The following is a 21,384-nucleotide window of genomic DNA, read 5'->3' on the forward strand; positions in this document are numbered from 1 at the left end:
GGGCGGATCTCAACCCTTCATTTTTTGAACCCAAGGCCACTTCGCTTGGGAGAACGCTTTCTGAGCGTTGTCCCGAGCGTTGCGCTCTCTCCTTTATCCAACGCCTCGCTACGAGGCACTACGACTAGGAGAGTAAATATGAACGAAGCAGTTGCTGTCTCGCGCAACGTATCCGCCTGTCAGCTTCCCGGCGCCTTTTTTGGATGGGTGATCACATTCGGGAGCGGCATCAAGGGCTCCGAGATCCTGTCCTACGGCTTCAGTCTGGCTGATCACAGGCTCTTTCCTGATTCGCTGGAAGAAATCGAGTCTCGCCTCGGGGCCGACTTTATCGTCGCCGACGAATCTTCACCCGAGACCGTTCCGCTGGAGGGGCTGCCGCCGCGCACAATCCGGATTACCCGCAAGACATCCGTCGGTCTCAAAACGGGCGCAGCAGCTCCGAAGGGAGACTCCGCGGGCGTCGCAACGGCTGACGAGCTACGGTGCCTGGAATACGCGCGATCGACAGTCTTTCGACCCGACGCAAACATCCGCGGGTTCCTGTTGAAAGCCGATATCGGACCGATCTCGTTCGGTCACGTATATGGCGACGACAGTCGTGAATCCGGTGAGTTTTGCCGGTTCACGGCAATTGGAGTCGATAGCCGCGTTGGTTACGAGATCGTACGCGTGGCCGAGGGCGGCGCGTACTGCATCGTGTCGTACGCCGACTACGCGAAAGATCGCGGCCTGCGCTTCCTGCGCGAGCACATTGCGGCCAACCCGGACCACTATGCGGCGCTTGCCGCGAAATGGTCCGAGTCTGCAACTGAAAGCTAACCCTGCAATGACGCCGCCGCTCTCTTCCTGAGACGGCGGCGGCTCGAGACCTGGCCGGCTTGCCGTGGCCGGCTCATTCCACCGCACAGCGATGTCGAAACCGCCTTGCCGTGCTCTCAGGAAAGCCATCAGGAGTGGCTTCCCCGAGCGTCACGCGCTCGTTCCTTTATACACGCCGAGTCTTCGGCATATTCAGGAGCGAACCATGAAAACCCAGCAAAAACATATGTCTACCTATGACCCTACGAGCAAGCCGCTTGCAGCACCCGGCCTGATCAGCTATCGGTGTAAAGGCCCGTTTGGGTGGGTCATGATCGGCGCGACCGATCTGGCTGATGCAGTGAGGGAAGCCGGACGTAGCACCGTCGACGTTCGCCTCGAAAACATGGAAGTATGGGACGGATCGAAGTACGTCTCTGTGCTTGAACAGATGGGCAAGCCGAAATACAAGGTCGGCGACGTGGTGAACTGGGTGAACGACTACGGTGCCGTCTGGGCGGCGCGCCGCATCGTTGCATTGGAAGATCCGGATCAGTGGGGACATCGCTACTATCTGGAGCCGACCGACGCGCCCTGGATGTACACACGTGAGAAAAACCTTAAGCTCGAAACGATGAGTTTCGCTGAGATCGAAGCTGCATTGACCGTCGACGGTTCCCTGCGCCGACGTTGTGAGCAGGACCCGATGTATCTGTTCGAGGTCTCGAAAGCGATAGAGGACCGCCAGCAGCAAGTTGTTTCGCCGGCGCAATCCCTCGGCCTGTCAGACTGACACTCCAGGTCGAAATGACGCGCGCCGCCCCATCGGGGCCGGTGCGCGTGACGTCCTTCTGTTGGACAGCAAATGAACGCGCGTTCCGCTAAGCCAGTTGGCTTACCCGAGCGTCGCCCCGCTCTACCGTCACTTACCGCCTTGGAAAAGGCACAAACCGGAGAGCACTATCATGAATCAGCACATCCCCAACGCATCGGCACTCCCGACTGGCGCGGCAGCAACTACGATCAGCGCGGCTGTCACGGAATTCCTGCAACTCCTCGCGCGCGCGGATTCGGTAGTCGCCGATAGCCCGGCCCTGCGAAGCTGGGACATCACGGATCCCACAGGTGACCCTGCGAACGAGGTGGTTCGCTTTAGCTGGATCGGCGATGAGAGCTCGACTTACGGCTTCGCGTTGACCGAAGGTAGCATCACCGAGGGGACGTGGAACGGCAGCTCGTTCTTCTGCCTGGACAGCGAAGGCGATCAGGTGCAGATTTCGCTCTATCGAGACGATGCGCTGGTACCCGAACGGCTCGCCGCTGGTCTTCAGCACCGTTACAGCATCGGAACTCAGATCGTCGACGCCGGTGGCCAGATTCTTGGCCGACTGTCGGGCGTGAGCAACGAGCAAGGCGCCTTCTGGGGAACGGTCGACGCGTGCTTCAAGGTGAATCTGAGCGGTAGCGCCGAGGTTCTTGACCTGACCGGTCATGACCGCGCGCAGAATCCGGCTCTCGATGCGTCGTACCTGCGTCTGACGGAAGCCGCGTCGCCGAAGTCTGTCGTGTACGTGATCTTCTCGCAAAGCGAAGCAGAAGCATCGACCATTCGGGAAGGCTTCTGGTCGAACGCGAATGGTTGGGGAGATTACGCCGATGCCACGAAGTTCTCGCGTCTCGAGCGTGATTCCCTCAATCTGCCCGAGTCCGCTGGGCGCGACGCGCAGTGGGTGGATTACAACCGCCTGAAGCCGTTCATCGACGCACAGGACCGTCGGGCAAAGCATGCCTGAGTGGATCTGTACTGAGCCGCCCATCGTTGGATCTATGCAGGAACGCACCCAGCGACGATAAAAAGGAAATCAGACGCCCGCCCATCCTTTCCGAAGGATGCGGCGGGCTTTTTTTTGGACTCCAGCCTGGCGCCGTCTCTACGTCGTGCTGGCGTATTTCAACAAAATTTTGTCGTGGGGCTGAACTTCCTGACGAAGCAACCGATAAAGATTTCATTGCGCATATCTGGCAAACGAAAGATATGCAGATTCGCGGCTGATGCCGGCGCGCACTGGTGTCGCCGCCGATGAGATGAGATAAGCCCTGGAGCATCTTGTGCAACTAAAAACGATCCTGCGACGCCTATGGGGGGACTCGCACGCCTTCCGTCGCGTTGACTATCCGCTACTGGCAGACCACGAGTTGCCGAAGACGTTCATCGAGGTCGACATCAGGGCTCGCGCTCGCAAGGCCCGCCCAATCGCAAAGCGTCGACCGTTCGCCCCAGGCCGACCGCTTCCGTTCGATCCGGCCTACCACGAGCTTCTCGCCGACGGAACGTGGCATGCGCGAATCGGCGTGCGCGCACGCAATCGAGCCGCGCTGGACGAAGCCTGCCGCATCGTCGCGTGTGGCGGAACGGTCGCCTATATCGATCCGTACGCTCGTTGACTCCAGCGCGTTTAACGCGGTGCTTGCGAAGCGATCTCGAACAATCTGGTCTTCGCGCAAGGCACCGTTGGTTGGCGACAGTCACCGGGAGGGAGGCATCGATTCGTTGTGCGTTGCCGCCCAAATCATTTCTAACTCAATGTCAACAGGAATTGCGCCATATGTCGTTTTCTGACGAAGCCCCGCGCGTCATAGACGTGTCTGCCCACGGTGCACCGCCAGCGGAAGTTCCAGATGCGGCGACCGCGCGAAACGCAAGAATTCTCGCCGGAGCGCTGCGCTCGCTGCGGAAATTCGGCTTTCACGTCGTGCAGGACTCAGGCTCGGCTGAGCTTCCAACTGCAAAGCAGCAACAGCAGGCCATGGAAGCAGCCTGTCACCTTCTCTACGTGCGATTCACCGACGAAAGCGCGAATCACTCGGCCGTGAGAGATCTCGCAGGCACCCTCCTGGAGATAGGTGCAGACGGTTGGGGTCGTCAGTCGCTGGAGAGACACGGACGTGCGGGTGAGCAGCCCAGCGACAGCGCGTCGCCCGAAAAGCGCGTATACGAACCACCGGTGTCTTTCAGCCCCGGCGCAGACCAGGAATCCGCACGGCCCGACACGGGACACCAGGCCGTCGGACAGACCGCTCTCGCGAGCCTGTTCCGCGGGTCGCGCGTCGAAATCTCCGGCCGCGTTGAAAAAGTCGCGCTTGTTTCATCATCAGACGGTGTGAACTACTTCGCCCTCCGGGTCATGGGGCGCGAGCAGCCCTACAGGGTGTGCACCCGTTACTGGGACGTCTCGGAGAGGATCGCATTGCTGGATGCTGGGCAGTTGGTGCGCATAACAGTCAAAGCGAACGTCGATGCTATCGACACTTCGATCGAGTACTTCAAGATAACCGACATGCCTATTGTCGTGTCCGCAACATGAACAATCCCGGCACAACGGCCTTTACGGCACCTGCGCGCAGTGCTGTGCAATGACGTCAGAGCAGAGATGCGACCAGCCAGGCCGGAGGTTCGGATGGTGAATTGTTCACGATCCCTTGCTTCCTCTGGCCTCGTGCCGAATTTTTTTCGCCCTCCGCCTGAATCCTTCCCCGCGACAACCGATATAGACCGTGTGCCGGCTGCCGCAACCGCTGCGTAGCTCCGGCGACACTGGCCGAGGAATCGGTGGCAGTTCTCCTGGTCCCATCCAGGGCTGCCACAAGGTCTTTCGTCGTTTGCGGCGCGCGGACATATAGGAGTGGGAGTTGAACAACCTGATGATTCTTTCAGGCTTTTTCGCAACTTTGTTGCTGATGGCGGCAATAGGCATCTGTGTCAAATACCTGATTGCCCGCGTGGTCTGCCCGAAGGGCGCGCTCGGCGTGCGGTACTGGAGAGACGAATGGCCGATGATCTACACGACCGTTGTCGGGTTTTTGGTCGGTGGTGCAACTGTGCATCTGATGGTGCAAGCAGCCGAGCTTTACATGGAACGACATGGGCTTGCCGGTCGAGCGAAGGTGTATTTCATAGTCGAGCGGTTGCTTCCGGTGCCGGGCACCATCGCCATGGTTGCGGGCCTGGTTGGCGGCTTCATCGTGTTCCCCCCGAGGTCTATAACCGGCGCCGCGCCGGCGCCTAAACCCGGTCCAGAGGATCAGGCGCGGCGGGCGCAGGAACGCTCGATCCGACTACGGGAGCTCCAGGCCGGCCGCGCCCCACAGATTCGACAAGCCCTGGAGTCGAAATTCCCGGGATTTGAAGCACAACTTCGCGACGATGGCGATTGGGAGATGCTGAACCGGGGCTCGGACGATGCGCCCATGTCGTTTACGTGGCGTGAGGCGTTGCTTAAGCTCGACCTGCTCTGACCTGCCGGCATGGCGCCGGTTTCTGGCCGATCAATTTGGGTAAAACAATGAAGAAGACGTTTGTCACTCTGTCTCTGCTTTGCTTTGTGGGAGCCACAATGGCTGCAGAACCCGTCGTTCTAAAAGACACGCGCAGTGGTCTGGACGTGCCGTGGTCCGGTGAACTTCTAACGCGCCTTGGGGATACCTGCACGCAAGTTACTTACGGCCATAGCGCGGGCGGGCTTCCTCTGCCGGTGGTCGATACTCGCTCATTCGCCTGCGATCCCACGGGCACAAAGATTCAGTCGACCGATGCCAGTCATCAGGCCGTCGATCACGTGTTGATGTTACAGACGGTCCGTGAAGGCGATACCGAAATCCTTCTTCCGACAGTGGCAACTGCGAATGGCGACGTCTGCGTCAGTTACATCGAGAGCGCTTCGCGCGACGATGGCGGGGCATTGATTGTCACGATGCCACGTGTCTGCGACAAACCTGGCCCGGCAAGAGGCCCGGCAGCTTCTTGGGCAAATCTCACGGGCCAACGTGATATGCCGCGTCCGGCAAAGCTCAAGGCGATGCGGGCCGTCTCGAACGGCGGTCTGGTTACCCAGATCCCGGACATAGACTCTCCGCAGCAGTAACGGTACAGCCCCGACATTTTCTGTATCGTCCGGGCGCTGGCCGCCCGCCCCGTCAAAGCGTGAGACATATCCCTGGTTAAACACATGACAAAAGATTCAAAAAGAAGCTGGCGCCCAAATTTCGCCAGCATTCGCGGCAAGATCTATCTGGCCATTGCCGCTCAGATCGAAGATGCAATCCGGTCGGGACTGTTTCAGGCTGGTGACCGACTACCAGCCCAGCGCGATATCGCCGATTCGCTGGGTTTTCACGTCAACACAATCAATAAGGCATTCAAGGAAGCGGCTCGCCGTGGCCTTATAACTGCACGAGCGGGGCGCGGTGGCACCATCGTCCGTGGCCTTGCCAGTACGCCGACCGGAAACACATGACAGGGGCGCGCGGCTTCGTGCGCTTTACCCGGCATTGAACCAGCTGATTTCACTACTCCGCCTTTCCACTGCCATTCTCTAAACCATCCCAGGAAAACACATGGCCATTTTTTTGACGCTCGTCGGCGTGGCCGCGATCATTGCCCTCACTTGGTATATGCGCACCAGATCCCCAACCGAGCTCGCACGACTTGCCGATAAACCCCGTAACCCATCATGAGGTAACCATGCTTGTACGTTTTATGGGAATGCTGCTGTTGGTGGGCACCCTGCTGTCGCTGGGCGGATGCAATACCATTGCCGGAATCGGCGAGGACATCACTGGCGCGTCACGCGCTGTGCAGCGAAGCCTATAGGGGCCGGCGATTACGAGGCGGGCGCCATTGCAGGGTACCGCCCACCGTGAGAGCGTTCTCATATCTCGCGCGCGCTTTACCGACGCCCCTGCGGCCCCGTCGCGGCTCATCACCCGCCTGCCATCTGTCCCTGCAGCATCGACTCGGCCGCCAGTCGCTGCGCCGTCGGCAAAAAAAAGTGATCGCCCCTCTGAATCCCTCGCCGATATAGCCGAAAAAGCAATGTGCTCTGCGGACATCTCGGAGCAGGCTTTTTTTAGGGCGGCTGTCCGGGTGCCTGGTGCCCACTCGGTATTGTTTTCAACCGTCCCTCCTCGGCGTGACGTCATTGGCGTCCCCCAGAACCGATGAACAACGATCAATTCGCGGCCTTACGGTCAATTGCCAAAGCGCCTTGGGTAGCAGGCAGTCCCTTTCTCTGGAAGGACAGGGGGAGGTGGTTTGAGGTCGACCCCGCCGGTCTGGCCCGACCGGCTCGCGGCCATGGCCCGTGGCAACCCAGGCCGCTTTTCGTGATCCGCGCTGAAGCGGCCGTTCTCGAGCTGGCAAACCTTGGGCTGATCGAACAGCAGATACCTGCCCGTTGTCCGGATACAGAGTGTCACGGGGGCGATCGCCTCACGCTGGTGTTGACACCCAAAGGACAGGCGTTGCTGCGTGACGCGAAAGGCCACCCGGATGAAGCGCCGGGCGGCTCGACATCACCCGCAGCCGCGTCGGCACAACCGTGCACAAGGCCGACATAGTGTGCCCGCGTCTTGCCGCGGCTCGGACAAACGTCGGAGCCGTTCAGACACCAGTGACGCGGCGCCCACGCGCTTGCATCTCGTTCCACCGGACCCAGAATCGGTGAAGCACATTCACTCGGGAAAACAGATATGAATCGCAGGATCGGAGCCGCCGCGCTCCTCGTAATTTTCGTGAGCCTGACTGCTGCCGCTATCTTCTCGTCGCATCACGCAAAACAGGCCGATGTAGCAGCGATCGCAGCGAACCGCGTCGACGCGCTCGCCTCGAAGCCGGTCGTCTGCCTGATAGGCTCCGAAAAATCCGATTTCTTCAGCGACCCGCGCGTCGTAAAGATTCTCACTGACAAAGGCCTGCCGCTGACCGTTCAGAAGGAAGGCTCGCGCGAGATGGTCTTCCACACCGATCTGCAGAACTACGACTGCGCGTTTCCGGCGGGCGAGCCGACGGCAATGGCGATCAAGGCAAACCAGAAGGTCAAGGACGTGTATCCCGTCTTTTTCTCGCCTGTCGTCATTGCATCCTGGACGGACCTCCTCAAACCGCTGCAGGCCGAGGGGCTCGTCAGGAAAGTCGGTGCGACCTACTACCTGACGGACATGCACAAGCTGTTCGAAGACATGCAACAGGGCAAGCGCTGGAAAGATCTGCCCGACAACGACAAGTTCGCCGTCGGACGCGCGCTTTACCCGTCTTCGACAGACCCGCTAAAGAGTAACTCCGGCCAGATGTATCTCGCTCTGGCGAGCTACGTGGCCAACAACGACCATGTCGTGTCGACAAGCGCGGAAGTCGACAACGTGTTGCCGCTGATGCGCAAACTCGTCGACGAGCAGGGATATCTGGAAAACTCCTCAGCCGGCCCGTTCGATGACTACGCCACGATGGGCATGGGCAAGGCCCCATTGGTCGTTTCGTACGAGTCGCTGTTCATCGCGGCGGCGATGCATGCGCCGGGATTCACGCAAAGCCGCGTGCTGCTCTACCCCACGCCGACGATCTACACCAAGCACATCCTCGTGCCGCTTTCCGATCGCGGCGCCGCACTCGGCCGACTGCTGACCACAGATCCAGACCTTCGCCAGATCGCGATCGAATATGGATTTCGGACCAATGACAGCGGCCTTTTTGAGAAAACGGTTGTCACAAAGATGCCGTTCATCCCCAAGGAAGTGCTCGACGTCGCGGAACCACCCACGTTCGATGTCCTCGAGACGTTGCTCAAACGGGTCGCATCAAGCCGCCAGTAAAAATGCCGGGACATTGACACCAAAATGGGCGCCGTCAGGTGTTGCGGTGCATCTAGCCTCCAGGAACGGACACAATCATGAAACGAATCTATCGCCTGCTTAGCGCGGCGTTGGTCATCCTGTCGCTTGCAGCGTGCGAACAGCAGGATGCCCCCTCAGCGAATGCCGGTTCGGCACCCGTTGTCGCCAACGACCCTGACGCTCTCACCTGCATTTCCGGATCCGAACTGGCGGACATCGCGCCGCTCCTGCCCCGACTGGAGAAGGAAACCGGCGTCAAGTTGCAGCTTGTCAGTTCCGGCACGCTGGCGAGCGTTGAAACACTGGAAGCCAACCCGGCGCAGTACGACTGCGGCTGGTTCTCGCACAACAAGTACATGATGCTCAGCCCGAAGCTGAAGGGTCTCGTGAAGAGTTCCGACCGCATCATGACCTCGCCGGTGATTCTGGGCGTGAAGGCGGCCAAGGCCAAAGAACTGGGGTGGACTTCGGACGGAACGACGTGGGCGGATATCGCCAAAGCCGCCAGGGAGGGCCGGTTCACGTTCGCGATGACGAGCCCCACGTCTTCCAACACCGGCATGAGCGCCCTCATCGGCGTGACGGCAGCGCTTTCCGGGGCCGACTCTGCGATCACGCGGGATTCGATCCGCAACATCGAGCTCTCTGGCTTCGGGCGCGGGCAGACCTTGTTCTCGGACTCGTCCGGCTGGCTCACCAGCGCGTTTGCGAAGAGCCTGAATGATCCCAAAGGGCCTGACGCGATGGTGAACTACGAGTCAGAACTCATCAAGGTCAACGCCCAGTCCAATGCGCGGCTCACATTGATCTATCCGAAGGAAGGGATCATCACCGCCGACTATCCGTTGATGCTCTTTGACGAAGCCAAACGCGCCAAGTATGACCGGGTGGTCGCGTTTTTCCGCTCGCCGGATATCCAGAAGTGGCTGATGGAAAACACGTACCGGCGGCCGGCCGTTGCGGCCGTATCTCCCGATACCGCGAAGTTCGGCAATCATCTGCTGGTGGAGGTGCCCTTTCCGGCGAGTGCATCCGTGCTCGATGCATTGCTGACGTCGTACCTGGACAGACAGCGCCTGCCTGCTCACGACTACTTTGTGCTCGATACGAGCGGCTCGATGGCGGAGAACGGCGGCATCCAGCAACTGCGAAGCGCCCTGCTTAATCTCGGCGGGCAGGACACGTCCATCACGGGACGGTATGCTCGGTTCCGTCAACGCGAGAAGGTCACAGTCATCGAGTTCGCGAGCGGCATCAAGAGCGAAACCACCTACTCGATGGGTCCGGACGGCCAGACCCTGACCGTGGCGCTTCGCCGGTTCAGCGACTACGCTCAAAACCTCGATGCCGGCGGTGGAACGGCAATCTTCGATGCGACCAGCCGCGCACTGGACCTCGCAGAAAGCAACGCACGTCTTGAGCCGGGTTTTATCCAGAACATCGTGGTTATGACGGACGGCCAGAGCAACGAAGGCATGACGGCGCGTGACTTCGCGAGCGCGTACCGCTCGCGATCGGACGCAGCAAAACGTATCCGCATCTTTGGGGTGCTTTTTGGTAACGACGCCAGCAAGGACCAGATCCAGTCGCTGGCCGATATGTCGGGCGGCGCCGTCTTCGACGGCAGCCAGTCACTGACCGGCGTATTCAAGAAAATCCGGGGTTATCAGTGAGCCAGGTGAAACTCTATCTCTATAGCCCTGGCAATCTCATCGGGATCGCGCTTGCATGCATTGGCCCTGCCCTACTACTCGCAGGAGTCGTCGATCGCGGCTGGTGGATGATCAGCGCGGCCGCGTACGGTGCCGGCTGGGCTGCGGGCGCGCTTTTCTTTCCGAACGCTGTCGTCGAGCAGACGGTCGAAATGTCCTTCGAGGAATTGCCGCGATTTCTGGGTAAGCTCCTGGAGCAACATGGCAGCCGCATCCCGTCCGAGTCGTTCGAGCGCATTCAGTCGATCCACTCGTCTCTGGAGCAGGCGCTGCCGCGATTCCAGGAACTGTTCGAACGCTCAGGCACGCCAGGCCAGCAATGGATGATATTCCGGCAGGTCGTGCTCAGCTATCTGCCCGAAACGCTAAACAACTACCTGCGTCTGCCGGCGCCCTACGCTGCGACTCACAAGGTCGGCGGCACCGGCAAGACACCCCGTGCGCTGCTGGCCGAGCAGCTCGAGGTGATGGACACAGAACTTCAACGGGTCGTGCAAACGCTCTTTGAGAGCGACGCAAACCAGATGCTCCTGAACAGCAGATTTCTTGAGTCCAAATTCGGCAAAGCCATTGATTTCGCAGGTTGAAATTCAGCGTACGTCGTTACCGTTTGTTGTTTTACGCTAACAGCCGCCATTGACGGCCTTGAGGAGAAGTGAAATGCCATCGATTATTGACTTGCTCGACCAGCTGAAGGAAGCGGGTGTTCTCATTAGCGGCGAAGCGCTGCTTGTGCAGAAGGCTGCAGACGCCGAATACTGGCCGGGCGTCGTCTTGACCCAATCACTTGTTGGCCGGAACGCCGGCATCAGATTTGAACGAGTTTCACCGATGGAACCGTCCAACGAGCAACTGCTGGCAATCCTTCGCGGGTATCCCTTCGAGCCACAGGAAGCCAAGACCTTCGTCGACAACGTGATGACAGTCAGCTCTACCATTCTCGTCGCGTCGAGTGGACCTGCGCGCTCAGTTCTTGATCGCTTGACTGCCGACGAGCGTGTCGAACTGGATACCTGGAGCAAGACGGCCGAGCGCTCGTCGACCGGGGCGGTGAACCTGATGGAGTGGCCCGGTTGGGCGCAGGTTCATGAGCGCATCCAGCAGTCGGGCTTCGCAGGATGAAGCAGACTTTCGCCGCGATCAAACAGCGTGCGACGATACTCGCCTGCATCGTGGGTTCGATGTGGGCGGTATGGGCTGTCTCGGCCGCCCTTCCGTTCCTGCATCTCACGCAGTATGGCGTGGTGCCCCGCTCGGCCCGAGGCCTGATCGGGATCTTCCTCGCGCCCTGGCTCCACGTCAGCCTTGCTCACATTCTCGCGAACACAGGCGCCCTGTTGATACTCGGATGGCTTTGCATGTGGCCAACCATCCGCGACTTTTACCGGGCGACCGTCGCTGGCATGCTCGGCGCCGGCGCAGCAGCCTGGCTGCTTGGGGCGCCGCACTCGGTTCACATCGGCGCCAGCGGGCTGGTGTTTGGGTATATCGCGTTTCTCATTGCGCGTGGGTGGTACACACACAGCCCATTGTCGATCGTCGTGGCGCTGCTTGTTGCACTTAGCTATGGCGCGAGCATGCTACTGGGCGTCCTGCCGCTTACGCCCGGCATATCCTGCCAAAGCCACCTCGGCGGCGCAATTGGCGGATTTTTCGCGTCCCGCTTGACCGCTGCGCGCACTCGCTCGACCTGAAGCGCTTCATGGTTCTGCTGGTGCCGCTCCAGATCTCACAGTGCTTGAACATAGAAGGACTTGTAACCACCATGCCAAAATTGCCGCATCTGGCTCTTACGGCCGCTGTCGCCGCCACGCTTTGCGTGCCGAGTCTGCCCGCGCTCGCGGCCGTCGGCGCTGACCAACCTGAGGCCGCACTCGTGGCTGCCATGCGACCGAGTGCGACGAAGCCGATGGAACGCGGGGGCGACTCTGGCGCCGCTATCCGAGCCTACATCGCTGCAGGCTATCTGGGGAAAAAGCCGAACGCTCGAGCTGACTACACCGACTACTGGTGGCTGAACAAAACCGCTCCATTCATGGGCCACGATCTGGTGATGATTGAAGAGGAGTACTTGAGCCGGTGGATCGGTTGCTGTGTGAGTCCCGGTATCGGCGTGACCGTCAGGGTGTCCGGCAACACTGTCAATCTCGAGCGGTTTGCGAAGGCAAACCGGTGCTCGATCGACACGAATGTCAATCTGCGCGAAGTCGCGGGCCTGTCACACGTAGCACTTTCCTCTCTCCCCAAAGGTCGATACGCGACCATGAGTTGTAGGGAGCGCGATATCGAGCAAGGTCAGTGAAACAAGAACGCGGCCAGCACACCATGCCGATGGACCTATCGAAAGTTGACCCGGCTGCATTGGCCGTTCTTCGTTCCAGCGGCGCACTCGACTCGCAGATTGGATCGATGACACCGGAGCAGGCGTTTGCGCTCTATTGCGCTCCCCTCGGAATAGACAGCGCAGCCCTGATACGGACGCTGGATTCACTCCGGAGCGCGGCGGCAACGAAGAAGGTTCGGCGCGTGAAGTCGACTGGTGCGGAAGGGCCGGCGGCGTCGGGCAGGTGGGCACGGCGATGGAGCGATGCCATCCGCAAAATGCGCGATCCAAACTCAGACTGAACCAGACCATCCGGCGCGTTGCCGGACTCATCAACAGAAAATTCTCCAATGTACAAGCTTTTCGCAGCCCTCCCCCTTCTCGCCACGCTCGCCGGCTGCGGTGCCGCTGCCGCACCTTGCAGAATCGTCTCCGCGGGATTGAAGATCCCGTCATAGGCCACGTCGCGGCGGCGCCCACTGACGCCTGTGCTGCAGTCATCGATTGAATACCCGTACACCCGCTTGCGCAGCATCAATGGCCTGCCGCACCCAGCAACGAACTATATATCCCAATGTTCCATAGCATCCAGATTGCCACGCTCTACGGCTCGATCGGCGGTGTCGCCGGATACGCTCTCGCGCGCCTCAGTGTCGGCGCTAAGGCCGAGCGTTACCCATTCGCGCCGATCGCCACCGTTCTTTTTCTCTCGCCCTGGTGGGCGGCGGTGTTTGCCGGGCTTGCCTGCCACGCGGCCTGCGCCATGGTGAGCAGCCTATGGATGCGTCGGCCTATTGCATCCGGAATCCGTGCGCTGTTCATGCTGGCCGCGTTCGGTCTGGCAGGCGGATTCGCGTTTTCAGTGTCACAGCTGACCGACGACCTGATCGCGCTGGATCGACAGAGCAGCACCAGGGCGTGGACCCAGATCATTCAGAGTGGTGATGCAGGATCATTCGTCGCGTCGCACTATCGGAACTGTGTTGCCGCAAGGGTAACGGTACCGTCGCCATACGGGTGGCGCGCGATGCCGCGAGAAGTCCCCGCGACTGACCCTCTGGTGTGCGAACACGCGGCTATTTCGCTCGCACGGCAGCAACGCGGGGAAGAATTCGCCCGGCAGGTTTCTGTCGTTATTGAAGCACTGCCTCAGACGCTCGCGCTTTCACCGGAGGAGGAGAGAAAGCTGGCCACTCTCATCCGTGGCTGAACGTCGAGCGCGAAGCGCAGGCAGCGCGGCACCTTGCGGAGGTGACGTCCCCGAACTTCCGCTCATACCGACCAACCAGTAACACAGGGCGCGACGATCACCGCCTTCCAACAATACCTTCAGGGTTGCCCGATGCGTATCATGAAAATTCTCGGAACCGCTGCGGTCTCCATTGCCATCCTCAGTTCGGTCGACGCCCATGCCTTCGATCCTCTGGAGGCGCCGGCTGCGGCGATCGAACGACTGAAAACAATCGATTGCTCGACGCAGCCAGACGAGTGCCGCTACTTCGCTGCCGTTGAGGCAGCCTCCTTCGTGGACGCGTGTCCAGTTGCCTTCGGACACAAATTCTCGGAGCTGGACCACTCGGCGGACAAGGAACTTGCCTCACTGCTTGACGACTGGACCGCATTGACGCCCGCCACGCTGCGTGCGGCCGTGCTCAGTCCTCAAAACAAGCTCCGACGCTACCTCGCCGGCAAAGCAATCGACTATCTCTCGGACCTTCCCTCCGACGATCTGGGCATCGAATGCAGCCGTCTTGGATTGATCAAGCACGGCGATAGCCCCGAAGACATGAGCGAAATCCTGAAGTTGTCGAAGAACTTCGACGGCTGGCATCACCCGAACTCTAGCGCAGAGACGAAATCGACCCCCTGATTTTTCCTCAGCGCTAAAGCCCCCCTTCCGCTCTGTGAGTGCCGCTATATAGGGTTGCCCGTAGCTCGCCCCCGGTGGCGGGCGCGAGTTGACTTGCATCGGCGAATGTTCCGGCGAAGATCGCGATGCGTCCAGCAGTAAGGCGCAGCCGACTAACCCGAACAGATCGAGGTGCCCAACCGTGCTCGCATTCAACCAAGCAGGCCTGTCGCCCGAACGCGCGCGGCGAGCGCCTCCCGGTAAACGGACGCCGCGACCCCGCGGCGCCGCCGTCACCAGCCCTCGAACCTCGCCCGCCCAGTCGGCTCGCCTTCCCTGACGCGCAAGTTTGCCGCGTTGAAAAAAAACGTTGGCCCGATCTGAACATCTTGGATCAATAGCCGATTAGCTATCTGAAGCCGTACGCAGACCCGCCGTTTTGAAGGGAGCGCGCCGAAGGACGAATAGCCCGTACCGGCCGGCCGCCGGAAAAGGAACCAAATCTTGATCGACTACCGCTTGCATGCACTACCAGCGCGGGTGAAATCGTGGGCATTCTGACCGCGATCGACTGGACGGCGATCGTCAAGATCGCTGTTCTCGACCTGACCTTGAGCGTCAATAACGCTGCCGTGATCGCCCCGCAGAGTGCCGCGCTCCACGGTTCCTCGCGCTGGCGCGCCATCGCTTTCGCCACCGTCGGTGCCGCGCTGGCGCGGGCCACGATGCTGCTCGTCGTGAACATTGCGTTGGGCTTGCCGTTGCTGCGCGTCTTGACGGGCGCTTACCTGCTCTGGGCGGGATACCGTCTGTTAGCTGCGAATCGGGCACTCGTTGGTCGTGTTACGCGGCGCCCGTCTGTGCCGGGCGCTGCGTTCGGCATCGTGCTCTCGGACCTCACGCTGAGTATCGACAACGTTATTGCAGTTGCCGCCGCGGCTCACCAGTTGCCGGTCCACGGGACGGTTTACGCAATCGTCGGCGTCTGCGTAAGTATCCCGCTGGTCATGTTCGGCGCCGGATTGCTCGCCGCGTTTATTACCCCCTTCCCATTCGTCATGTGGCTGGGTGCCGGTTTGCTCGGATGGGTTGGCGTTGAGATCGCGCTCTCCGATCCGCTGCTTTCATCGCTCGGCAACATGACTGGCGGCGCGATACCGGGCATCGCCTTGCCCATCCCCGAGATCCTCGGATTTCTGCTTGTCGTTGCCTCAGCGATGGCCTCTCGCAAAAGGCCCGCGTCAAGCCGTCCTACCGGATTGTCCGGCGACTCCCCCTCCTCCGACTGATTTGCATAGCCAAGTCTCCCACTTACCATTTTTTTGTCTACCTGAGAGAACCCTTATGAATTTGCTACTTGAAATCGATTGGAGTGCGCTGGCCAAGATCGTGATGCTCGACCTGATGTTGGGTGTCGACAACGCGGTCGTGATCGCCCTTGCATGCGCTGCCTTACCACCTGCGATGCGCATGCGCGCCGTGGTTCTTGGCACCGCCGGCGCGGTGCTCCTGCGTGCCCTACTACTTGCGGTGGCAAATTTTCTGTTGGGCCTGCCTGTTCTCAAGATAGTCGCTGGCCTGTACCTCCTGTACATCGGCTACAAGCTGCTCGCGGACAGCGGCGACGACGAGCAACACGTCAAGCAGCATGACAAGGTGCTCGCCGCCGTCGGGACCATCGTTGTTGCTGATCTGATGATGAGCCTCGACAACGTGATGGCCGTCGCTGCAGCCGCGCACAGTTCGACCGCCCATAGCACCATCTATGCGGTCGCCGGCGTCTGCTTTAGCGTGCCGGTCATCGTGTTCGGCGCGAGCGTGCTCACGAAACTGATGGATCGCTTCCCGATCATCATGTGGCTCGGCGGTGGTCTGCTCGGGTGGGTTGGCGTCGAAATGGCGATCTCTGATCCGCTCGCAGCGCCCGTTGCAGCCGCGATCGCAGCGTTCCTTCACGAACACACCATCGAACTGCTTCAACTCGCGGGCTTCGTCATCGTCATCGGTGCGGCGCTGATCTCGCGCCGTCGCGCCGACGACAAGCCGGCAACTGCCGAGACCAACGCAACCTCTGCTTAAAGGATCTTCATGCAACCCACCAGTCTTGGCGGCCTTCAGCCGTCCGCCGTTTCCTCGGGCCTGACGCAGTTCGCGACGGATGCGGGGTCCGTTACGCCCGTAGCCTTTGCGCTACCGAACAATTTCCCGGTCACGTTGGAAGAGGCCCAAATCGCGCAAGTCCAGCAAAAGCTTGCTGCGTTTAATTTCGCCTCGATGAAGCAGCAGGCGATTGTCACGCTCGAAGCTGAACCGACGCTGGCGTTGAATCGTGTCCTCGATGCGTATCTGGCGCGGATCAACAAGGCAGAAAACCCCCAGATCTTCAAGCTGTTCGACTCGCTCGATGATGCGATCGCCAGGGAAAATCTTGGTCAGCTGGCCGACAACATCCTCAACGCAAAGCCCGGGTTCAAGGACCGCCTCATTGGCCTCTTTAGCAAGAAGGCGCTCAGGACGGCGATGGACCGCGTGTACGAGGACCTGAGCCGTATGGCGAAGCTCAAGTCCCGCGACCTGTCGGAAGTCGTGAACTCAATGGAACGGCAGATCCGCAGCGAGATGACCAAGCTGAACGCTGAAATGCTGCAGATGGACGGGCTCAAGGCCGAGTACCGGAAGAGCTTCGTCGATTTCGCCGTGGGCACCGCGTTTCTGCACAACGCGCTTCTGAAGGCTCAGTCGGAAGCACCGGCCCTTCTGGCGGCCGCAGGGCAGGACGTCACCCGTCAGCAGGAAATCCAGGACAAGCTGCAATCGCTCGAATCGGTGGCGCTCGCCCGCGAAACGATGATGACGCGCCTGCCGGCCGAGCAGCTTGTGATCCGCCAGCTCCAGAGCGCGGGCGTCTCTACTCTGCAGGAAATCGATACGACGCTCGGTGATCGGCTCGCAAGCATTCGCATGACGCTGATCACAATCCACGGCTCGCAGCTCGTACAGAACGTGCAGCGCCTTAGCCAGTCCGGCGCAAACCTCGACAACAACCTCCAGGCAGTCCGCGCGAAAGTCATGCAGGGGGTTGTGACGACAGCTGCAACGGCCCCCGGCACCAACCGCGCAGATCAGGCCAGGAATCTTCGCCAGGTCGTAACCGACACCCAGACCCTGCTCGATATCGTCAAGCAGGCGCGAGAGAAGAACCAGGCGAATTTCGAAGAAGCTCGTACCACCCTCGCCAGCGTCCGCGCGGACCTCCTGACGCTGGGCCAGGAAATTAACCCTGCGGCGACTGTCGCACAACAGACTTACTGAACGGAGAAGTAATGACTGATCTCGTATTGAACCTCACGAAGCCGGGCGATGCACCAAAGAAGCTCGTTCTCAACCTCAAGAAGGCTGAGGCCTTCAAGGTCCGCCTGTCGTGGGACGGCGGCAACGATCTGGACCTGCACGCACTTTTCGCAGTGAATATGGGTAACGGAGCGAAGGTAAAGACGTTCGACGACGTGCTGTCGACCTACAACGTCGAGCGCGAAATCGAGGACGAAAACGGCAAGATGATCCGCGTCGGCACCCTTCCCCTCGCCGCTGATCGCACGTTTGTCGTTCACAACGGCGCACTGAAACACAGCCCGGATGCACTCGACGGGAGTGCCGAAGGCGACGACGAATGGATGCTTGTCCACCCGAGCCTTATCAAGGTCCCGGAGGGTGGTCAGATCGAAATCCCACTGTTGGCTATGATCCACCCGCAGGGTGAAGTCACGTTCAAGAACGTCAAGAATGCTCGCTTCATCGTCGAAAAGACGTCCGGCGAGGTTCTGCTCACGGTGAACCTGTCGGATCAGTTCGCGAATTTCTCTGGCGTGCAGGGTGGTTCGATCGTGCTCGAAGAAAGCGGTTCGTCGTTCAAGGCGGTTGGTGTCGGCTTCAATACCGACTTTAACGGTGTCGTCGGCGCCTTCACCTAATCAGATCGCGGGACGCACGCCATCATGACTTTCAAGGTGACGCAAATTGGGGGAGATGCGCCAAAAGATCCTCCCGATGATGCCGACCGCGAACGTAACAGAGTGTCACGCTTTCCCGTGACGGCGCTGCCTTCTTCCGTAAGTGCACTGCCCAGCCCGGTCCAAAGCATCGCCCCGACTGTCGTCCCGCAGACACTCCCCAAGGTATCTGCTGCCTCGGACGACGTCACTACCAACGCTGCGCGGACACCGATGCAGAACCGTCATATACCTCCGTCTGTTGTTCCGGGGGTCAAGAAACACCTTTACTCCGTGTCCATCGCCGAGTTGCAACAAAAAACTCCCGGTGCGACGGTGGATTTGCTCACCAGGGTCAAGGGGGTTCTGACCGGCTTGTCTCCAGAAGACACGCCCGCAGTGACGTGGCTTCGGTTTGGCGTCCCGGAACAGGAAAGCGCAAATGCCATTCTGCGCAAAAGCCTCGACGCTGCTGAAGATCCAGTTCCCGCGGAGGCGATCGCTCTAGTTCGCCGCCTCCACACTATCCTCAGTGAGGTAGCCGCGGCTATCGAGGGCGGTTTCCTCCGACGTCCCGCGAGTGTGGTGTGGGCAAACCACGAGCCGGAGATCTGGCAGATCGAGGCTAGGCTCACCACGAACCTGCCTGCGCTCACCGAAATCGCCTTGCAGCCCGCAACGCTGAAGCATCGGTTTGAAGCAGCGTACGTTGAACTGGAAGTGAGTTTTCTCGCCGGCGAATTCGTCATCGAGAAGCTCGATAGCGAATCGGCTTCGGTGCTGCAGTCGCGCCTGACCGCGCTCACCGCTTCACAAGCGATGATCCAGGAAAACATTCTTGCGTTGACGCAACATACAGCGAGACTGAAGGAACTGGTGCTTCTGGTCCAGGACGGCGTTCTTGTGAAGCTGCCGGCGATGTACGGGCTCTTTGCTTCGCTGGCTGAGAAGCCGAACGAAACCGAACGGTTCCTCGCGCTTCAGAAGCTCAGCGATCTCACTCAAATAATCGAAAGGAAAAAACTATGAGTCTCGTATTCAACCTAGAAAAGGCAACACAAAGCCTGAAGTTCAACCTACAGAAAGCAGGTGTTACCAAACCGTCAGAAATGGAAGTAGGTTTCGCAATGGACGTGTCTGAATCGTTCGAAGACGAACACGTCGACGGCACCACAAATGCTCTTTTGACGCGGCTGATCCCGTGGGGGCTGGTTTTTGATCCCGACAAGAAGGTCGACTGCTTCACCTTCTCGGACGGTCCAAACCACGTCCATAACGTAGGTCCGATTACGCCTGAGAATTGTCAGAATTTCGTAGCTGACAAGATCATCGGGAAGGTCGACGGCTGGAACGGAGCCACCGACTACTCGTACGTACTTGAAGCGCTGCTTGCTAACTTTGGTTGGATGAAAGTCATCCAGAAGGCGGGCATTATTGGCCGTTTCTTCGGTCAGCGGGACAAGGAAATCCAGAACGGTCCGAAGCGTCGCAGCCTCGTGATCATGATCACGGATGGGGCGAACGATGACAAGCCGCGTACGAGCGAAGTGCTGCGTGCCTCGCAAGAGAGGAAGGACGAGGTCTACTTCATCTTTATCGGCGTCTCGAACCAGGGTAAGCGGTTTCCCTTCCTCGAGCAACTGGGCAATCAATTCTCGAACACGGGATTTTTTGCAATCGACGACCTGCAGAAATTCGTCAACCTGTCGGATGATGAACTGAATTCGCGTCTCATCACGAAGGAATTGATCACCTGGCTGAAGTCGTAATGAACCGAGGCCGTCGCGCCTCTACTGGTGACGACGGCCCCGAATCATCCGGATCAAATTCAAGATTCTCATGACCGCCCTAGCCAACATACAGCCGCCCGCAAGCGAGCAGGAACTTGCTGCCGCGAGCGCCATTATCGCGGAACACGGTGTTTGCATCGCCCATATCCAGCGGCGGATGCGAATTGGCTGGAATCGTGCGGCCGGTCTCGCAGAGGCAATCGTGGGTTTCGATGCGCTGCCCGAGGTGGCGAAGATTCGGCGGCCCAGTGTAGACCGCTCGCCTTCTGTTTGAGATTTGCGCGACCCGCCATCATGACCAAAACGATTGAGCACAAAGCCCTCGTAGAACTTGGCGCGCGCCACGTAAAACAGCTTGGCTTTCCTGTGATCGCCACGGAACTCCGGGCGTGGGGAACGAACGAAGAGGCCGACGTTATCGGTTTCCGCGCAAGCTCTTCGATCCTGATCGAGGCAAAGTGCAGTCGCTCGGACTTTCTTGCCGACGCGCGCAAGCCAGTTCGCTCCGCAGGTGGCTTGGGCGTCTATCGGTTTTATCTCTGCCCCGCCAACCTCATTCAGGCCGAAGAAGTCCCTGACCGTTGGGGGCTTCTCTGGGTCCAGGGAAAGAAAGTGGTGTCCGTTAAAGCGCCGCGCGGAAACCTCTGGCCACCCTACGATCCCTCTCCCGACTCTGGGGACTGGTCGCATTTCATGCACGAACCCAGTCTCAAGGCGGAGCGCGCTGTGCTCTTTTCGATCGCACGGCGGCGCTCCCTATCCAGAACAGAGGAAAAGTACGAGGCTGCGGTGCATCGCGCAAATCTCACCGCCGATCGGCTGGCGCGAGCAAATGATTCGCTTGCAAACGAAAACAGAGATTTAGCACTGAAGCTGTCACTGGCGACATTAGGCGCCAATTCCGAACCGAATGCCGTGGCCCGCCCGTCTCGCGCCATCCCTCGACGTCGCATTCGACGCGCCGATGACCTCACCGGGTGACCTGCCCAGGACCTATGCAATACACACCTGTCTCATACGCTGTCGGCATCATGTCCCTCGCGGCGCTAGTGGCTTTCGTCTGGCTGCAATTTTCTGCGATTGACATGCGAATCCTGTTGTCGCGGGCGATGTCTAGATTGCGTGCCGCCTGTCTCAATCGACGCTATCCCCCGACAGTGACAACAGACGTCTGCGCGTCCTGCGGCTCGGTCTTTCACAATCGGGATAGTGTGCTGCGGCTCGACGGTGAGCTCGTCCACGCCACTGTTGC

Annotated in this window: 24 protein-coding genes and 1 pseudogene; all 25 read left to right on the forward strand. The window is 59.8% G+C overall.

The genetic code is table 11. The features are described 5' to 3' along the window. Positions 1-138: 138 nt before the first annotated feature. The 25 genes and pseudogenes from SB822_RS01355 (at position 139) to SB822_RS01475 (ending at position 21,113) form a co-directional block, all read left to right on the forward strand. The gene (locus SB822_RS01355; RefSeq protein ID WP_410853820.1) at positions 139-822 is read left to right on the forward strand and encodes a hypothetical protein; all 684 of its coding nucleotides are present in this window, start codon (positions 139-141) and stop codon (positions 820-822) included. Between the two features lie 205 nt (positions 823-1,027). Continuing rightward, complete coding sequence (locus SB822_RS01360) at positions 1,028-1,594, forward strand: hypothetical protein (protein WP_410853821.1); 567 nt, start codon at positions 1,028-1,030, stop codon at positions 1,592-1,594. A gap of 172 nt (positions 1,595-1,766) precedes the next feature. Further along, positions 1,767-2,594: a hypothetical protein gene (locus SB822_RS01365; RefSeq protein ID WP_410853822.1), complete on the forward strand. Its 828-nt coding sequence runs from the start codon at positions 1,767-1,769 to the stop codon at positions 2,592-2,594. A gap of 403 nt (positions 2,595-2,997) precedes the next feature. Further along, positions 2,998-3,246 (forward strand): hypothetical protein, encoded by a 249-nt coding sequence (locus tag SB822_RS01370; RefSeq protein ID WP_410853823.1) that lies wholly within the window; start codon positions 2,998-3,000, stop codon positions 3,244-3,246. A 161-nt stretch (positions 3,247-3,407) separates the two neighbouring features. Then, on the forward strand, positions 3,408-4,166 hold the full coding sequence (locus SB822_RS01375; protein WP_410853824.1) for a hypothetical protein: 759 nt from the start codon (positions 3,408-3,410) through the stop codon (positions 4,164-4,166). 325 nt (positions 4,167-4,491) lie between these two features. Further along, a complete protein-coding gene (locus SB822_RS01380) occupies positions 4,492-5,097 on the forward strand; it encodes a hypothetical protein (protein ID WP_410853825.1) in 606 nt (201 codons plus the stop codon). A gap of 98 nt (positions 5,098-5,195) precedes the next feature. Next, complete coding sequence (locus SB822_RS01385) at positions 5,196-5,723, forward strand: hypothetical protein (protein ID WP_410853826.1); 528 nt, start codon at positions 5,196-5,198, stop codon at positions 5,721-5,723. Between the two features lie 84 nt (positions 5,724-5,807). After that, positions 5,808-6,095, forward strand: a complete 288-nt coding sequence (locus SB822_RS01390; protein WP_410853827.1) for a GntR family transcriptional regulator — start codon at positions 5,808-5,810, stop codon at positions 6,093-6,095. Positions 6,096-7,329: 1,234 nt separating this feature from the next. Beyond that, complete coding sequence (locus SB822_RS01395; RefSeq protein ID WP_410853828.1) at positions 7,330-8,448, forward strand: hypothetical protein; 1,119 nt, start codon at positions 7,330-7,332, stop codon at positions 8,446-8,448. Between the two features lie 77 nt (positions 8,449-8,525). Beyond that, positions 8,526-10,142 (forward strand): VWA domain-containing protein, encoded by a 1,617-nt coding sequence (locus SB822_RS01400; RefSeq protein ID WP_410853829.1) that lies wholly within the window; start codon positions 8,526-8,528, stop codon positions 10,140-10,142. A gap of 5 nt (positions 10,143-10,147) precedes the next feature. After that, a complete protein-coding gene (locus tag SB822_RS01405) occupies positions 10,148-10,768 on the forward strand; it encodes a hypothetical protein (protein WP_410853830.1) in 621 nt (206 codons plus the stop codon). A gap of 73 nt (positions 10,769-10,841) precedes the next feature. Continuing rightward, on the forward strand, positions 10,842-11,303 hold the full coding sequence (locus SB822_RS01410; protein ID WP_410853831.1) for a hypothetical protein: 462 nt from the start codon (positions 10,842-10,844) through the stop codon (positions 11,301-11,303). Then, positions 11,300-11,875, forward strand: a complete 576-nt coding sequence (locus tag SB822_RS01415; RefSeq protein ID WP_410853832.1) for a rhomboid family intramembrane serine protease — start codon at positions 11,300-11,302, stop codon at positions 11,873-11,875. Before SB822_RS01410 ends, SB822_RS01415 begins: the two co-directional genes overlap by 4 nt. A gap of 8 nt (positions 11,876-11,883) precedes the next feature. Beyond that, entirely contained in the window at positions 11,884-12,483 is a 600-nt protein-coding gene (locus SB822_RS01420) for a hypothetical protein (RefSeq protein WP_410853833.1), read from the forward strand. A gap of 371 nt (positions 12,484-12,854) precedes the next feature. Continuing rightward, positions 12,855-13,012: pseudogene (locus SB822_RS01425) on the forward strand (DUF6726 family protein). A 66-nt stretch (positions 13,013-13,078) separates the two neighbouring features. Then, the gene (locus tag SB822_RS01430; RefSeq protein WP_410853834.1) at positions 13,079-13,714 is read left to right on the forward strand and encodes a hypothetical protein; all 636 of its coding nucleotides are present in this window, start codon (positions 13,079-13,081) and stop codon (positions 13,712-13,714) included. 141 nt (positions 13,715-13,855) lie between these two features. Continuing rightward, the gene (locus tag SB822_RS01435; protein WP_410853835.1) at positions 13,856-14,374 is read left to right on the forward strand and encodes a hypothetical protein; all 519 of its coding nucleotides are present in this window, start codon (positions 13,856-13,858) and stop codon (positions 14,372-14,374) included. Positions 14,375-14,901: 527 nt separating this feature from the next. Beyond that, positions 14,902-15,642 carry a TerC family protein gene (locus tag SB822_RS01440; protein ID WP_410853836.1) on the forward strand — a complete coding sequence of 247 codons (741 nt, stop codon included), beginning with the start codon at positions 14,902-14,904 and terminating at the stop codon, positions 15,640-15,642. A gap of 1 nt (position 15,643) precedes the next feature. Next, on the forward strand, positions 15,644-16,432 hold the full coding sequence (locus SB822_RS01445; protein ID WP_410853837.1) for a YjbE family putative metal transport protein: 789 nt from the start codon (positions 15,644-15,646) through the stop codon (positions 16,430-16,432). 9 nt (positions 16,433-16,441) lie between these two features. Next, entirely contained in the window at positions 16,442-17,665 is a 1,224-nt protein-coding gene (locus tag SB822_RS01450; RefSeq protein WP_410853838.1) for a hypothetical protein, read from the forward strand. Positions 17,666-17,676: 11 nt separating this feature from the next. After that, positions 17,677-18,324: a TerD family protein gene (locus SB822_RS01455; RefSeq protein WP_410853839.1), complete on the forward strand. Its 648-nt coding sequence runs from the start codon at positions 17,677-17,679 to the stop codon at positions 18,322-18,324. Positions 18,325-18,348: 24 nt separating this feature from the next. Next, the gene (locus tag SB822_RS01460; protein ID WP_410853840.1) at positions 18,349-19,371 is read left to right on the forward strand and encodes a hypothetical protein; all 1,023 of its coding nucleotides are present in this window, start codon (positions 18,349-18,351) and stop codon (positions 19,369-19,371) included. Continuing rightward, on the forward strand, positions 19,368-20,111 hold the full coding sequence (locus SB822_RS01465) for a VWA domain-containing protein (protein WP_410853841.1): 744 nt from the start codon (positions 19,368-19,370) through the stop codon (positions 20,109-20,111). Before SB822_RS01460 ends, SB822_RS01465 begins: the two co-directional genes overlap by 4 nt. A gap of 70 nt (positions 20,112-20,181) precedes the next feature. Next, positions 20,182-20,406 carry a hypothetical protein gene (locus tag SB822_RS01470; RefSeq protein ID WP_410853842.1) on the forward strand — a complete coding sequence of 75 codons (225 nt, stop codon included), beginning with the start codon at positions 20,182-20,184 and terminating at the stop codon, positions 20,404-20,406. 20 nt (positions 20,407-20,426) lie between these two features. Continuing rightward, positions 20,427-21,113 (forward strand): hypothetical protein, encoded by a 687-nt coding sequence (locus SB822_RS01475; RefSeq protein ID WP_410853843.1) that lies wholly within the window; start codon positions 20,427-20,429, stop codon positions 21,111-21,113. Positions 21,114-21,384 lie beyond the last annotated feature (271 nt).

This window comes from Paraburkholderia sp. SIMBA_054, from assembly GCF_046534875.1.
In the GTDB taxonomy this organism is placed as follows: domain Bacteria; phylum Pseudomonadota; class Gammaproteobacteria; order Burkholderiales; family Burkholderiaceae; genus Paraburkholderia; species Paraburkholderia hospita.